Here is a 14,317-nt window from a genome sequence, read left to right on the forward strand (position 1 = left end):
TGACGACATCGGTCGATTTACGCGTTGAAATAGGCGGCAGTTTGCCATGCGCCATAACATTGATGGAACAGTTTGTTTTGCGCCTCGTTTGAATGCTGAAGAGGCCTCACCCGGAAACGGTAGCCTGATTGATTGAAATTTTAAATGATAACCGACAACTGCAACAAAACTGTGCCAATAAATAACCGTTATCATCACAGCTAAAGTCACAATTTGCTTGACATCATCACGCAATCCAATGATTCATGAAACCTATCACACCGGCAATATTACGAAAAATGAAACTTAATTTTAAGTTCGCCTTAAGCCATCACCGGCATGATAGTTAGCGTTAATTAAAAAAATAAACGCTATTAATTGGAAGTGATGACTTGGCGGCAAAAACAAAGCGCCCCTACCTCTACGAAGTTGATCTGATGCGGATCATCTTCATTTGCGGGGCCCTGTTAAACCACACGACGTCGACCTTTAAGGGCCGCATCGATAACGCCTCGACCAGTCAGGTAATTCTTGAAGCCTCGCATTTGATGCTGCATTTTACGCGGATGGGGTTCATGTTTATGACCGGCTTGGTGTTGACGCTGAACTATTATAATCGCAAACATGAGTGGTTGAAATTTGAACGTAAACGGTTTGTGAGCGCTGGGATTCCTTATCTCGCGTGGAACTTTATCGTGATGTTTTTGTCGATCGAAGCGGGGGTCGGGTTCAGTATGGCCAACTTTAAGGCGGACTATATTGACGCGGTCATTCATGGCGACCAGTTTTATATGTACTACATTTTGATTGTGTTACAGCTCTACCTTGTTTTCCCACTGATCGTTTTGATGTTTAAAAAATTCGATAAGTACCATAGCTGGATCATGGGCATCAGTTTTGTGATTCAGATGGCGATCCTGATTTTTATCAAGTACTTCCTGCCAAACATCGACCGGACAAATTGGTGGTGGTGGTTTCGGTCATACGGGGTCAACGTGTTCACCTACCAGTTTTACTTCCTGGCAGGGGCGTATGCTTCGATCCACTACAAGGCCGTTACGCAGTTCATCAACGCGCACATCAAGCCGATTGCCTGGCTGACCGGGATTCTTTCACTGGGTACGGTTGGGCTGTTCTTCTTTGACATCGACTTCTTGCACCTGTCGATGGCAGCCACAATGTCGGTGCATCAACCATACATGCTGATTTACGACGTCTTTATGATTGCCTTTGTGTTCTGGGTGGGACTGCGATTCGCTTATTGGCGGCAACACGGTCTGTGGCCGTGGGTCGACCGTTGGGTACACAACGTCGCAAAAGTCTCGTTTGGTCTCTACCTTGTCCAAACAATTCCGTTAGCGATGCTGGCATTTATCCTGGCACAGATCTCGTTACCGGCGTGGGCAATGCTGCTTTGCCTGCCGATCGGTTACGCATTCGTGATTGCCGTTGCCTTTGGCATTTCTTGGTTCTGCTACAAGGTACCGCCGTTTGGCATTTTGATTGGGCGGAATAATCTACGGTTTAAAAAGCGCGTGGCGCAGACGCAAGAGAAGATTGCAACCGTTGTTGAAGAAAAGTCACTGACCCCAGACGATCGCAAATAAACCGTGAGCTGGGTTTTACATCAAACAATAAAGGCTCTGACATGGCATTCACTTGATGCTGGATGTTGGTAGTCGATGGTCTCAAAATCAGCCTGGGTTTTGCACTGTTCAGTCAGTGTGAGATACCCAAACAGTGGCCGAACCTGGCCCAGGTACATGTTAATAATGAAATGAAAGAGACGGTCAACGTATTCTAAGTTGACGGTCTTTTTTTGTGGTTGATTGGCTGATGGGGCAGTTGTCATGGTGTGGTGAAAATACCCTTAAGGGAAATCAAACCATGCCCCAAGGTCTATTATTTCCTGCCAGTATGCTTGTTAAGCTGTATTTGTAAGCAAACGGAGGGAGATTTTAGTGTGACAAAGTTTTTAGGAAAACTCAGTGATTTTATTTATCATCATGCCGTCGCGACGATTGCGCTTGTTATTGTTGTTTTAGGTGTAGTTGGCGGTGTTGCGTACCACGAGGGGTCAAATTTTTCGGCAGCATCCCTCAATATTAAGGGAACGGAATCGCAAAAAGCGCTTAACGTCGTGAAAAAGGATTATACAACCAGTGCGACGAGTGGTGCCAGCGAAAAAATTGTGTTCCGAGCAAAATCCGGTAAGCTGACGGATAAGAAAAAAACAGCAGCCATTAATAAACTCGTTAAAAAGGTGGCAAAAAACAAACAGGTCAGCACTGTTGCAACACCGATGCAGCAACAAAACATCGTTAAAAATGGGAAGTATGGTTACGCGACTGTCCAATTCAAGAAAAAGGCGACGGATGTGTCGCAGCATTCAATTGATAAGTTGGTGAAGGCCACAAAAATAACCAAAAAGGCAGGCATTCAAACTGAATTAGGCGGTGATTTGACGATTAACGCCCTGGATACTGGCGAAAAATCAGAGGTCTACGGATTGATTGCAGCCATTATCATTCTTGCCGTTACTTTTGCGTCATTATTGGTAGCTGGTATGCCGATTATTTCAGCCGTTCTCGGCTTGGGCATCAGTGTCCTTGGGACGTTGATCCTGTCGAACTTTATCACGATCAGTTCGGCGGACCTGTCGTTGAGCGGGATGGTCGGGTTGGCAGTCGGTATCGATTACGGCCTGTTCATTATTTCCAGGTATCGTGAGGAATTTAAAGCGCATCACAATCGGGAGTTGGCGTTGCGCCGGTCACTCACGATTGCGGGTAAGTCAGTTATTTTTGCTGGCGCAACCATCTTAGTGGCGCTCCTTGCAATGGGCACGCTGGGTATCGGTTTCTTAACTGTCATGGGCATTTGCGGTGCATTATCCGTATTGACTGCTGTGTTCACAGCCCTGACGTTCATTCCGGCGACCCTTGTACTAATTGGGAGGCATGCTACGGGTGAAAAACGGAATCGCTTCTTCGGTATTTTTGGCAAACTGAATCAAAAGCAAGGCTACGGTCGTTTTATTATGAAGTACAAAGCCTTAGTATCTCTGGTCGCCGTGATTGGGCTGATTGCCATCGCGGTACCGGTTAGCCACATCAATCTTGGCCTCCCAAATGACGGGGTCAAAAGCACGCATTACACAGAACGGCGCGCTTACGATTTGATGGCAAAAGGGTATGGTAAGGGTAATTCAGCAACCTTGGTCGTACTGGCTAAAACGGATAGTAAGGCTAAAGTTAACGCTGCGTTTGAAAAGCTATCAAACGATAAAAATGTTGTCAGTGTTACCCCGGCAATGGCGAGTCCAAAGAGTAAGCGTATGTACATGATGACGGTGACACCGAAGTATGACGGAAATAACGTGAAAACGAAGAAACTTGTTTCCGAAATCAGAGCACAGTCTAATAAAAACGGTGTCCCAAAGCTATTAGTCACCGGGACCACGGCCATTAATATCGATATGTCATCGATGTTGATGAAGGCCTTGCCGAAATTTGCCATCATCATTGTCCTGTTTGCATTCTTGTTGCTCATGGTGATTTTCAGATCGTTGTTGATTCCATTGATTGCCGTTTTGGGGTTTGTTCTATCGTTACTGGCAACACTGGGTGCGTTGGTCTTCGTTGTTCAAGAAGGGCACGGGATGAACCTACTAGGTGTGACCGGTACCATGCCGATCCTCAACTTTGCACCAGTAATCTTGATTGGTATCCTGTTCGGGCTTGCGATGGACTACGAGGTGTTTCTTGTGAGTCGGATCCGTGAAATTTATGAGCGTACCGGCGACACGAGACGAGCGGTGATCGAGGCATTGAGTAGTAACGGGAAAGCGGTCTTTGCGGCAGCACTCATTATGTCTGCTGTGTTCATGGGCTTCGTGTTTGCGGGAGATTCAACGGTTAAATCGATTGGTTTAGCGTTGACGTTTGGTATCTTCTTTGACGCGTTCGTTGTCAGAATGGTCCTCGTGCCAGCAATGATTGCGCTACTGGGAAATGCTAACTGGTATCTGCCGAAATGGCTCGACCATATCATTCCACATGTAGCTATTGATTAGTGAGAGCGGTAAACTTAGAGCTGAGAAGCACTTTGGCAGTTAATTCATTTTCAAACAGTGCTGTAAAACGCCAGGTATTCTCAATTTGAATATCTGGTGTTTTCTTGTTTTTACTGAACTGGACATGCACCTCATCGGGGGGATTCACATTGGAAGAAAGAGTTCAAACGCAACTTAAAAACCAGTTTTTGAGGCGGGGTCGTTGGACGATGCTTGGTTTATTGGCATTGGTCTACCTATTTTCACTGGCAGTTAGCTATTGGTTTAACAGGTCACTCAATAATCCGGCATTTTACGCGGGCTTCTTGATGTTTGTACAACTCATGATCATGGTCTGTGCCAAATGGATCCTCAAATGGGGCAACTATTATGTGCTTCAGATCAGTCAGATCTTAGTGACGGTACTGATGGCCTTTATAATGCAGAACCCAACCGGTTCATTTTCGTTGCTAATTGGTACGATTCCGGTTTTAGTGATTGAAGATATTCCATTGGGCGGCTTTCACGGACGCTTTCTCATATCAGAAGTTATCTGGGTCTATGCGATTGGTATTTTAGTGATTGGGGCAATTACCGAACCGTTGTTAAGTGTGTTTTATCTTCTTGAGGCCATCGTCGCGGTAGCCTTGCTGACGTACTACTATTACAAACCGGTCTACGAGAACAATTACAAAACGTTGCAACTGCAGCAAATGAATTCTGAACTGGATTTTGCCTATCAAAAGGTCGAACAACTTACTGTCGCCGAGGAGCGGCAAAAGGTTGCCCGTGACCTTCATGACACACTGACGCAGGATCTGGTCGGCATCAGTATGGAACTCGCTATCATGGATGGCTATGCTGCTAATGATCAACCCGATAAGGTAATTGAACAGCTGCATCACGTGCAGCAATTGACGACACAATCGATCAAAGAATCACGGGCGATGATTGATGACTACCGTAATGTGACACCAGAAAATGCCACAGTTGGCCTACGACTGCGCATTTTGGAGCAAACGGCTCTCATTCAGGCAAAGTACGGGTTGACCACCAAAGTGGCCATCAGCGAGGATATCGTTTTATCTGGCGAACTGCTGGTGGACGTTGTTCGGATGGTGACAGAAGCCTTGATGAACGTTGTGAAACATGCCGAGATTTCCGAAGCCAAAGTCAGTGCAGTTCAAAAGGGGCGTGACCTGATCATCAGTGTTGAAAATCACGGCAAGCCGTTTCCGGAAAAGGCTAAAACGCCAGCGGGGCACTTTGGTCTTAAAGGCATGCGCGAACGGGCACAGCACCACGGCGGCGACATTCAAATTTTGAGTTTGCCGGACACTGGGACCGTTGTTAGAATAAGAGTAAAAATGGAGGCGAAATCATGAGCCAAAAGGGCACGGTAATGATTGTTGACGACCATCCAATCGTTCGTGAAGGACTTGAAATGCTGATTAATATGAACCCGACTTTAACCGTTGTAGCGAGTGTTGCAGATGGCGAAGCAGCGGAAGCTAAACTGCAGTCGCTTTCTTTGGTACCTGATATTATCGTGGTTGACCTGCAACTGCCAAAATTAAATGGTGTCGATCTCATTAAACAAATCAAGAAGAAAACAAAAATTCTGATTTTATCTACGGAAATTAATGATGAGATTGTGACACACATGGCCGACTATGGTATTTGTGGGTATTTGTTAAAGAGTGAGGAGCCCAACACAATTGTCAGTGAGCTTGCCAAACTTATTAAAGATCCGAAATACGTTGCTGTTAGCGATGAAGTGACAGCCCGACTGATTTCCTTGACAGCTTCTAATCAACGGGATTCTTTAATTCAACTGACCGATAAGCAGATCACGCTGCTTGAAATGGTTTCTCAAGGCAAGACTAACAAAGAGATCGCCAAAAGCATGTTTGTTACTGACCGGACGATTAAATTATATCTAACGGAAATCTATGAGATCCTCGATGTTTCGAATCGGGCTCAGGCGATTGCTGTTGCTGTAAAAGAGGGTATTATCGTTCCTTGATGCGTTACCGGCGTACACACAAATAACGATTGGAAATGAACTAAAAAAGCGCCACCTGAAAATTCTTACGCGGATTTTTAGGTGGTTTTTTTGTGTCACGCAGCCGTTTATTCAGTTGAAACGGTTGTGAAAAGGCGCTTTCTCACCAACAACGCAAAAACTAGTGCCATGAGACCGCAGGCAAATGCATACAACGATTCTGACATTAATTAACAATTCAGCAACATTACACAAACATTTCGCTAACAATCAAAAGCCATAATAGAGTCATCAACTTAGGAATAGCTCATTAGGAGGCTTAAATATGGAAAAGAAAAGTATTGTTAATTTGTTTATGGGAACCTTCAGCGGCGTTTTGTTTGCAATCGGAATGTGATGAGTATGGTGCCATTGTTTCATTTGCAGCTTGCCGGTATTGTAATAGGTTCGATTGGGTTATTGATTGGTTTAGTGCAGCTGATTGTGCATCGATGGATTGCCAATGGTGGTCGTTTCAAACTTACATTCAAATCGGTATTAGTTGGGCTATTCAGTGTTATCGCGTTAATTGTTTTTGGCGCTGGAATGGTCATGACAATGATCTGGGGGACATTCCTGCTGGGTGTTGGGGTTGGAATCCTTGGTATGGTTATGTTACTGAGCTTGATTCCCATGTTCAAGAATAGCAACCGGTCAAAGGCTTAAACGGAGGTAGATCAAAATGAAAAATAACATCGTGAAACGCAATAGTAAAAACATTTTTAAAGGTTTATTGGTTCTTGGAAGTGTTGTCCTAATTGCACTCTTTCCGGCAATCAAGTTATTTCATTAGACTCAGTAAAGGAGAGCATACAATGACAAAAAAACACTATCGATTAAAAACACAGAGGGCTGATGGCACACCAACATTCAATGTGAAAATTGGCCGTCACCTTAAGCAAACAAACGACAAAATTGCTAAGGACATGTTTGCTGTTAACGATAAAATTAAAAATGGTGTTATGAGCACGTATATAAAAATAGAGAACGCCTTTGTGGATAGGTTTCTCGAAGAAGTGCCTGATGAGAAGATCAGCCATGCAGACTTTGCAGGTGCACAGCCCACTACGGTTGAACACGGGAAATAACGCGATGGTACGCGTTTGAAATTGTGAGTGTCGTGCGACCCATAAAAATAAATCTGTGCGCGATTGACATTAAATGGTCATACCTGCATTTTGATTGCTGATTAACCATTAAAAAGAAGCGGCGTACAAGGTGGTATAACCCCAGAATAGAAGGCGCTCTAGTTAGAAATCTTGAACAGATTTTTAGCAGGGGAGCACCTAATATTCTGGGGTTGCTGTTTGGCGCACGTTTAAAATAGTTTGCTAAATACACTAAAATGCTAATTTTTAATTCAAAATAATTTTTGGCAGAGTCATGAATTTAAAAAAAGATCGTGGTACTAAGCACATGTATGTCGCCTTTTGATGGTCTAGTGAAGGAGGAGAGTAAGTGGAAAATTTGAAGCGGGAGTTGGCCGTGGTTATTGGTATTAGTTCGCAAATGGGCACAAACGTTGCGATACGATACGCGGCTGCAGGAGCAATGCTTGTTATCGCAGATGCCAGCGAGAAAAATTTAGCTGCTGTTGAGAAAAAAATAAAAGAAGGCGGTGGTGATGTCATTAGTATTATTGCCGATACTTCAAGTGAATCAGGCGTTAAAAAAGTTATTCAGATAACTAAGAAAAGATATGGAAAACCCAATTTTGTTGTTATCATGCCTTCGGGTTGATTTTTTTCAGTGAGTGACTTTAACGGCTCGACGTTCGTATTTGAAAGTAATCCACAGTCCGCCGATAGCAATCAACCCACCAATAACGAGTCCGAATAATCCAGTTGAGAAATTTGCAACGGGTGAGTGTTCCATCGACAAAATGGCAAACTGAGTTAATACAATAGCGACGGCTGCGTTGGCCACATTGAAGGCTTTGATCAACTGAATTAACGGATTATGCAACTTTCGGGCACGAACTAAACTTGTTGCCGATGTACCCGTTTTGATAAAGCCCATAAAGGCTATCATATAAGTCAGATTGTTACTGAAACGTTCTTGATAGCCATGAAACAACATCAGTCCACTGAATCCGGCAAAGCTCAACCCAACAAGGGATAACAGTAAACCGCCAATCACAATTTCATGATAGACGCCGAGCCTTTTTTCTGATGTTGTTGTTTTGCCAACGCGAATGAGTGTATAGCGATAGTAAAGCCAAGTTTTGGAAAAGACCAGAACGAGATAATAAATACCAAACCCTACCATCCAAAGCGACATGTACAGGCCACCGATAATCAGTTTGGATAATGCCATTAAAAAACTGAATGGTGTGGATGAAGCACTGAATACCAAAGCACGGTCATTTTTATTTGCCACAAAACGATGCAGTGGCGAAAAGAGTGGACGTGAGATTAACCAATGTTTCATTGGCACAACCAATTTAAAGTGCAGGTAACGGGTTTAGTCATAGTAAAGACTCCTTTATTTTTGAGACTGAGGTCATTATATGTGTCGATTGTTAATGAAATGTTTATGGTTTGTTGCTGTTTGGTTAATGCCGAGAGTGGCGTAAGTTGTTTGGTGAGTGACTTTCAAGCGACTTTTAGCAGAAAATTTCAATTGATGTTTATAGCAATAATACGAGGTGTAAAAAAGGTGGCTGGTGAAAACTTTATCAATTTGATGACAAGTACTGGCAGAATAGATGCTTACAAATAATCAGTGATATACTGTCTATGAATGCGTTTGAAGTATTCACTGCTGTACCTATCACACGTTTTTCTTTAGCTGTGAGGTCACTTTGCATTACTATGTTATCTATGATGAGTTAAGAAGATAAATGCGACAACTATCTCTTTTTAGACCGCCGAGTGGACAACGAGTGTCTCAATGCATCGGTGCACTGCATAACGGATGCTAAGTCTTACCCGCTTTGAATCGCTTTTTTTATACTGAAAGGAACTACACACATGACTACAGATCTTTCAAAATTAACCACACCATTCACCTTTAAACACGGCGCCACAATTAAAGCGCCCATCGCCATGTCGCCCATGGTACCCAAATCTGCTGAAGCGGACGGCACAATTGGTGCTGATGCGCTAGCATTCTACGGTGCCCGTTCCAACGCTGCTGGGTTACTGATCACCGGCGCTGCTAACGTCAATGAGGCTGGTGACGGTTTCGACCGCGGCGTTGCAATTTCTGATGATAAGTATTTGCCCGGTTTGACCAAACTGGCTGCCACCATGAAACAGGACGGCAACAAGGCACTCGTTCAGCTCTACCATGGCGGGCGTGAGGCCTATGAAGCGCAGAAACATTTAGGGCATACTGTTGCGCCAAGTGCCATTAAATTCCCGTTCTTGCCATACACACCGGAAGCGATGACAGAAGCTGAAATCGAGCAAACGATTCAGGACTTCGCGGCAGCTGCACACCGGGCAATCGTTGCCGGGTTCGATGGCGTCGAGATTCACGGCGCCAACCACTACCTGTTGCAACAATTCTTCTCAAGCTACTCCAACCACCGAACTGACAAGTGGGGCGGCAGTCTGGAGAAACGGATGGCCTTTCCACTCGCTGTCGTGAAGGCAGTCAAAGACGTGGTTGCTAAGGAAGCTCCCGATGATTTCATTGTGGGCTACCGAATCTCGCCGGACGAAATTCACGGCGATACTGTCGGGTATACTGTTGATGACGCGCTTAAGTTGATCGATAAGGTGGCCGATTTTGACCTGGACTACATTCATACTTCAATTTTCACGGGTTATGGCACCGTTCCAGAAGGCCACAACAAATCATACGGCGAATTGGTAAAAGACACCGTTGCCGGGCGGGCTGCCACGATTATAGTGTCCAGCGTGTTCACGCCAGCGGATGCCATCGATGCACTCAATTATGGTGACATTGTTGCCATTGCGCGCGAAGCCTTGATGGAACTTTTTGGCCAAGCTCCAAGCTGGCAAGGCGGCTGACATCGTGACTGAAATCACTCCAGACCGGGTTGCCGATTTGAAATTTACGCCAGAATTAGCGGACTGGTTCCTGATGGATAATAGTCCAATGTTGCCGTTACCGGGGCAGGAGAATTTGGAACCGCTGTTGAAAAAATAATTCAGTGCTGGGATATTAGGCACTTTGGGTTAAAATTTGGCATTTTAGTCTGGGAGTGAAATCACTTTTTTGAATCAGATATGAGATAAACGCTCTTTCTAGGCACCCGAGCGGCAATGAATTTCACAAGGCAAGAGGCTCCTGCAGAAGCGATTCTGAGCTGAAAAGCTAAGTTCTTACTTTTCGAGAATATTTGATTAAGTGGTAGTGGTGATGTGCTTTTAGGTCTCATTGCCGAAACGAGTTCTGTAAGGCAGGGGCTCCTGCAGAAGCGACGCTGACCCAAAAAGTCAGGTTCGGACTTTTCGGGTCAGCGTCACTTCTGCTCCGCCCCTTGGCGCCTTGCGCCACTCTATGTCAATTGGAGGGATCTACCCATGGACGGTTATTTAAAAGAAATACGTGATTTGGTTGGGCATCGCCCAATGATCTTCAATTCCGCTTCAGGGGCGCTCTTAAACGACCAGGGTCAAGTATTGCTGCAAGAACGGACCGATACTGGAAATTGGGGGTTTCCTGGCGGTTATATGGAATTTGGCGAGTCGTACGCGGACACTGTCGTTCGGGAATTTAAGGAGGATGCCGGGGTGGTGGTCGCCCCGGTTAAACTGCTGAAATTGTCGGATTCACTGACGTACAGTTATCCCAATGGTGACGCGGTGCAGCCCATCAATTGTTTTTATTTGGTGCGCCATAGTTCCGGTCGGTTATTAACCGCCAAAACCAATGAAACCACTGCTCTGCGTTACGTTGATATGGATCAGCCACCGACATTTTTTAACGCACAACACGCTGAAATGTTTGCGGTGCTGAAAACTTATCTTGCGAAAAATGACAACGTCGGTTAATGAGGAACATGATGTATGCCAATTTAACAGTCAGGTCAACCTTCACAACTACGGTATAATCCTACTGCCTCAAACGGCATAAACGGTCATTACATTGACGTTTTTTAATCGAATAAAGGCGACCCGATCATTGATCCAAATAGGATTTTTGATTGGGCCGCCTTATTTGTGTTAAACGTGTCTGCCACTTTATTTTTCGGCTTTAGCAATGCTGCCGATAATGTCATCGTGGTCAAAGCTGTGTTTCATGAAAGTTGGATCAGTAGTCGGTAAATGCTGCTCAAGTGTGTTAAATTTTTGAATCGCCAGCTGTCCCTGGGCGACTGAGAAATCTAATACATGACCGCCGAAATCATGTGCGGCTGACAAAAAGTGAAAGTGAAAGCCACCAACTGAAATACCATCAAAAAGGGTTGGCGAATAGTAGCCCAACAGTGTTCCGGCAACATCCTTTTGGTGAAAGAGTTGCTGCTTATCCGCCGTTTGGGCGAGTGTCTGGTAGGGCGGGTCAGATTTTTTTACCGCCCGCGTGATCACCTGCGAAAATTTTCCAGTGATTTTGATTGAAAAAAACGTGTTTTCAGCACTGAAATCTTTTGGTACTTGACGGTCGACCCGTTGTTTGGATAAATTGGTCACCGTTTTCTTTGGCTGATAATCTGCCCAGTGTGCGTTGCCAAAAGGCAACAAAAAGTCATTACCCACAATATTGACTGCACCACTAGCCTGCACCAGGTATGCCACACCATCAAGAATGATAAGCTCGCCGTCTAATCCCTCACCGGTGCCAATGCCGGTGTCGCCATGTGCTAATAAGTCGCCCATGGTCATCGTCCCCCGCAGTAATCCTGGAACTAGTAATGCCAAAGTTCCGTGTTGATACAGTGTCAATGTGTTTTTCATAATAACGCCTCTTTAATCCAAAATATCTGGTAAAAGGTCTGATTTAAGTTTAATGTTGTCGCGGTAGTCTACCGGAATGTCGATAACCGTTGGCCCATTGGTAGCAAATGCTTCGTCCAAGGCTGCGGGCAACTGATCTTTATCAGTCACGCTCAGCCCCTTTGCGCCCATGCTCTCTGCGAGTTTAGCAAAATTGACCGGGCCAAGCGTTACGCCGGCATCTTTGCCATATTTTGCAACCTCTTGGAATCGGACCATGTCATAGTGGGCGTCATTAAAAACAATTGAAACAATTGGCAACTTCAAACGCACTGCGGTTTCTAACTCCTGGCTTGAATACATAAAACCGCCGTCACCAGCAACTGCCACAACTGGTTTATCGGGTCTGACCAATGCTGCAGCGATTGCCCACGGCAGTGCGACGCCCAGCGTCTGCATGCCGTTGCTGAACAATAAGTGGCGCGGCTTGTAACTGCGGAAATATCTTGCCATCCAGATGTAGTGGCTGCCAACATCGACTGTCACCGTCGTATCTGTGGTCACTTTTTGTTGAAGTGCCTTGATAATTTCCAACGGGTGAACCAGCCCTTCCTTTGCCTCAGTTGGTACTAGTCGTTGAGCATCAAAACGTTGTTTGAACTGACTAAGCCTCTGTTGAACTTCCGGACTTAATGATAAATTTGCGGGTAGTGCAGCGTTTAGTGCTAATAGTGATTGGCTGATGTTTGCTTGAATAACAACCTGGGGCTGGTAGTCAGCACTGATCTCAGGCTGGATCTCATCCAAGTTAACAATTTCTGCCTGACTGTTGAGATGCCAGTTACGCGCTTCATATTCCACCGGGTCATAGCCGACTGCAAGTATCAAATCACTTTCTTTTAACAGGGCATCACCGCTTTGATTTCGAAATAGACCGACACGACCAAAATAGGAAGCTTCAAGCGTTTTTGAAATGATGCCGGCACCCTGGAAAGTTTCCACGACGGGTATCGGGAATTTACCGATCAGTTGGTGAATGGCATCGGCAACAGCACCAGTTGATGCCCGCATACCTGCTAGGATCACGGGTAGTTTAGCCTGTTTTATTTTTTGCACCAGTAGTGAAATAGACTTCTCGGAGGCTACGCCAATCTGCGGCGATGAAAGGGTTGATAGAACGGGGCGGGTTGCCTCATCACTTAAAACATCTGCAGGCAGCGACATGAATGTGGCGCCGGCTTTTGGTGCCACGGCGGTTTGATAGGCGTTCATGAATGCCTCTGAAAGATTATCTGCATGCTGAACTTCAACACTGCGTTTAACTGCGGTAGTCATTAATTCTTTGCTGGCAATGCTTTGGTGTGTTAAACGACCGAGATCATCACGCTGTACCTGACCGCCTAACGCAATCACCGGATCAGCCTCTGAGGTTGCGGTCATCAGGCCGGTCACCAGATTTGAGACACCTGGACCCGAAGTGACAGCAACCACACCCGGTTTGCCCGTGATCCGGCCGATTCCTGCTGCCATGAAGGCCGCGTCCTGTTCGTTTCTGGTAATAATCAATTTCGGTGTATTCACGTCATCATTGTATTTCAGTGTTTCAAAAAGGTGATCCACTTTAGCACCCGGAATACCGAATACATAGTGAATTTGTTGATTGATCATTGACTGAATCAAAGCTTGAGACCCATTATTTGTGTTAACCATTACCCTCATCCTCTCAAAAACAATTGAAATTGTAAGTTGCTTTAGCAAGTTGCTTTGTCAACATATCGATAATAACCACCCTAAGTTGCTTTGTCAACTTCGAAACTTTATAATTATAGCGAAGATAATAGGTAATATATTTAGAAAGAAGGTTATTCGAATGTCTGTAGATATGGGGAAATTGGCGCAAAATATCTCGATTTTGCACCGGCAGTATTATAAAGACACTAAACAAGATTTTAATCAGTACGGATTAAATCCAACCGCGGTTTGTATGCTGTTAATGATTCAAGAATATCCGGGATCGAACCAGCAGTTTTTGGTAGATAAATTAGTGATTGATAAGTCGCACGCAACACGGGAAATCAATAAGTTAACAACCTTGGGGTATATTACTCGTACTTCTGGCGTAGGCCATTCAAGTGAACTTAATCTCACCGCAAAGGGAGAACAGCTCATTCCCACTATCCAAAAAATTCGCAGTGACTGGTGGACAGATCAGTTTGCCAAGACGGCTACCAAGCCAGAAGATCCATTGGCTTTGACGATTCAAACCGTTGTTACGGAAATTGTTGGCCCGGCTTGATGGTGTGCCTGTGGTGTGTTTTGAGTTCCAGTTCTGCTACTTTTTAATTAGACAAAAATAAAAAACCTGACCATAGATTTTCCAATAATACGTTG

Annotated in this window: 15 protein-coding genes; 11 read left to right on the plus strand and 4 right to left on the minus strand. The window is 44.9% G+C overall.

The genetic code is table 11. The annotated features are described in order from the left end of the window. Positions 1 to 371: 371 nt before the first annotated feature. On the plus strand, positions 372 to 1,586 hold the full coding sequence (locus tag FC82_RS01680) for an acyltransferase (RefSeq protein WP_054760850.1): 1,215 nt from the start codon (positions 372 to 374) through the stop codon (positions 1,584 to 1,586). A gap of 20 nt (positions 1,587 to 1,606) precedes the next feature. Here FC82_RS01680 and FC82_RS01685 read toward each other — a convergent pair whose 3' ends face one another. Then, a complete protein-coding gene (locus tag FC82_RS01685) occupies positions 1,607 to 1,831 on the minus strand; it encodes a hypothetical protein (protein WP_054760852.1) in 225 nt (74 codons plus the stop codon). Positions 1,832 to 1,942: 111 nt separating this feature from the next. Here FC82_RS01685 and FC82_RS01690 point away from each other — a divergent pair, with 111 nt between their 5' ends. The 6 genes from FC82_RS01690 (at position 1,943) to FC82_RS01715 (ending at position 7,817) form a co-directional block, all read left to right on the plus strand. Then, positions 1,943 to 4,054 carry an MMPL family transporter gene (locus FC82_RS01690; protein WP_056996026.1) on the plus strand — a complete coding sequence of 704 codons (2,112 nt, stop codon included), beginning with the start codon at positions 1,943 to 1,945 and terminating at the stop codon, positions 4,052 to 4,054. Positions 4,055 to 4,203: 149 nt separating this feature from the next. Continuing rightward, positions 4,204 to 5,418 carry a sensor histidine kinase gene (locus tag FC82_RS01695; protein ID WP_054760854.1) on the plus strand — a complete coding sequence of 405 codons (1,215 nt, stop codon included), beginning with the start codon at positions 4,204 to 4,206 and terminating at the stop codon, positions 5,416 to 5,418. Next, positions 5,415 to 6,059: a response regulator transcription factor gene (locus FC82_RS01700; protein WP_054760856.1), complete on the plus strand. Its 645-nt coding sequence runs from the start codon at positions 5,415 to 5,417 to the stop codon at positions 6,057 to 6,059. The genes FC82_RS01695 and FC82_RS01700 overlap by 4 nt, the downstream gene beginning before the upstream one ends. Before the next feature lie 375 nt (positions 6,060 to 6,434). Further along, positions 6,435 to 6,743: a hypothetical protein gene (locus FC82_RS01705; protein ID WP_162260914.1), complete on the plus strand. Its 309-nt coding sequence runs from the start codon at positions 6,435 to 6,437 to the stop codon at positions 6,741 to 6,743. Positions 6,744 to 6,892: 149 nt separating this feature from the next. Then, positions 6,893 to 7,165, plus strand: a complete 273-nt coding sequence (locus FC82_RS01710) for a hypothetical protein (RefSeq protein WP_056996027.1) — start codon at positions 6,893 to 6,895, stop codon at positions 7,163 to 7,165. 370 nt (positions 7,166 to 7,535) lie between these two features. Further along, positions 7,536 to 7,817, plus strand: coding sequence for an SDR family NAD(P)-dependent oxidoreductase (locus FC82_RS01715; protein ID WP_054760862.1), 282 nt, complete (start codon positions 7,536 to 7,538; stop codon positions 7,815 to 7,817). Between the two features lie 6 nt (positions 7,818 to 7,823). Here FC82_RS01715 and FC82_RS01720 read toward each other — a convergent pair whose 3' ends face one another. After that, positions 7,824 to 8,393, minus strand: a complete 570-nt coding sequence (locus FC82_RS01720; RefSeq protein WP_162260915.1) for a hypothetical protein — start codon at positions 8,391 to 8,393, stop codon at positions 7,824 to 7,826. 656 nt (positions 8,394 to 9,049) lie between these two features. Between FC82_RS01720 and FC82_RS01725 the strand changes: the two genes are divergently transcribed. The 3 genes from FC82_RS01725 to FC82_RS01730 all read left to right on the plus strand — a co-directional run bounded on the left by FC82_RS01725 (position 9,050) and on the right by FC82_RS01730 (position 11,044). Beyond that, positions 9,050 to 10,057, plus strand: coding sequence for an oxidoreductase (locus FC82_RS01725; protein ID WP_082620124.1), 1,008 nt, complete (start codon positions 9,050 to 9,052; stop codon positions 10,055 to 10,057). A gap of 4 nt (positions 10,058 to 10,061) precedes the next feature. Further along, a complete protein-coding gene (locus tag FC82_RS17295) occupies positions 10,062 to 10,196 on the plus strand; it encodes a hypothetical protein (RefSeq protein ID WP_268873489.1) in 135 nt (44 codons plus the stop codon). A 377-nt stretch (positions 10,197 to 10,573) separates the two neighbouring features. After that, complete coding sequence (locus FC82_RS01730) at positions 10,574 to 11,044, plus strand: NUDIX hydrolase (protein ID WP_056996029.1); 471 nt, start codon at positions 10,574 to 10,576, stop codon at positions 11,042 to 11,044. A 189-nt stretch (positions 11,045 to 11,233) separates the two neighbouring features. On the opposite strand, the gene budA is transcribed toward FC82_RS01730, so the two are convergent. Together budA and alsS are read right to left on the minus strand one after the other, a co-directional pair. Continuing rightward, entirely contained in the window at positions 11,234 to 11,947 is a 714-nt protein-coding gene (gene budA, locus FC82_RS01735) for an acetolactate decarboxylase (protein ID WP_056996030.1), read from the minus strand. A gap of 12 nt (positions 11,948 to 11,959) precedes the next feature. Further along, positions 11,960 to 13,636, minus strand: coding sequence for an acetolactate synthase AlsS (alsS, locus tag FC82_RS01740; RefSeq protein ID WP_056996031.1), 1,677 nt, complete (start codon positions 13,634 to 13,636; stop codon positions 11,960 to 11,962). Between the two features lie 160 nt (positions 13,637 to 13,796). On the opposite strand from alsS, the gene FC82_RS01745 reads away from it, so the two are divergent. After that, the gene (locus tag FC82_RS01745) at positions 13,797 to 14,222 is read left to right on the plus strand and encodes a MarR family winged helix-turn-helix transcriptional regulator (protein ID WP_153020954.1); all 426 of its coding nucleotides are present in this window, start codon (positions 13,797 to 13,799) and stop codon (positions 14,220 to 14,222) included. The last annotated feature ends 95 nt before the right edge of the window (positions 14,223 to 14,317 follow it).

The organism is Secundilactobacillus collinoides DSM 20515 = JCM 1123 (genome assembly GCF_001435975.1).
GTDB lineage: Bacteria > Bacillota > Bacilli > Lactobacillales > Lactobacillaceae > Secundilactobacillus > Secundilactobacillus collinoides.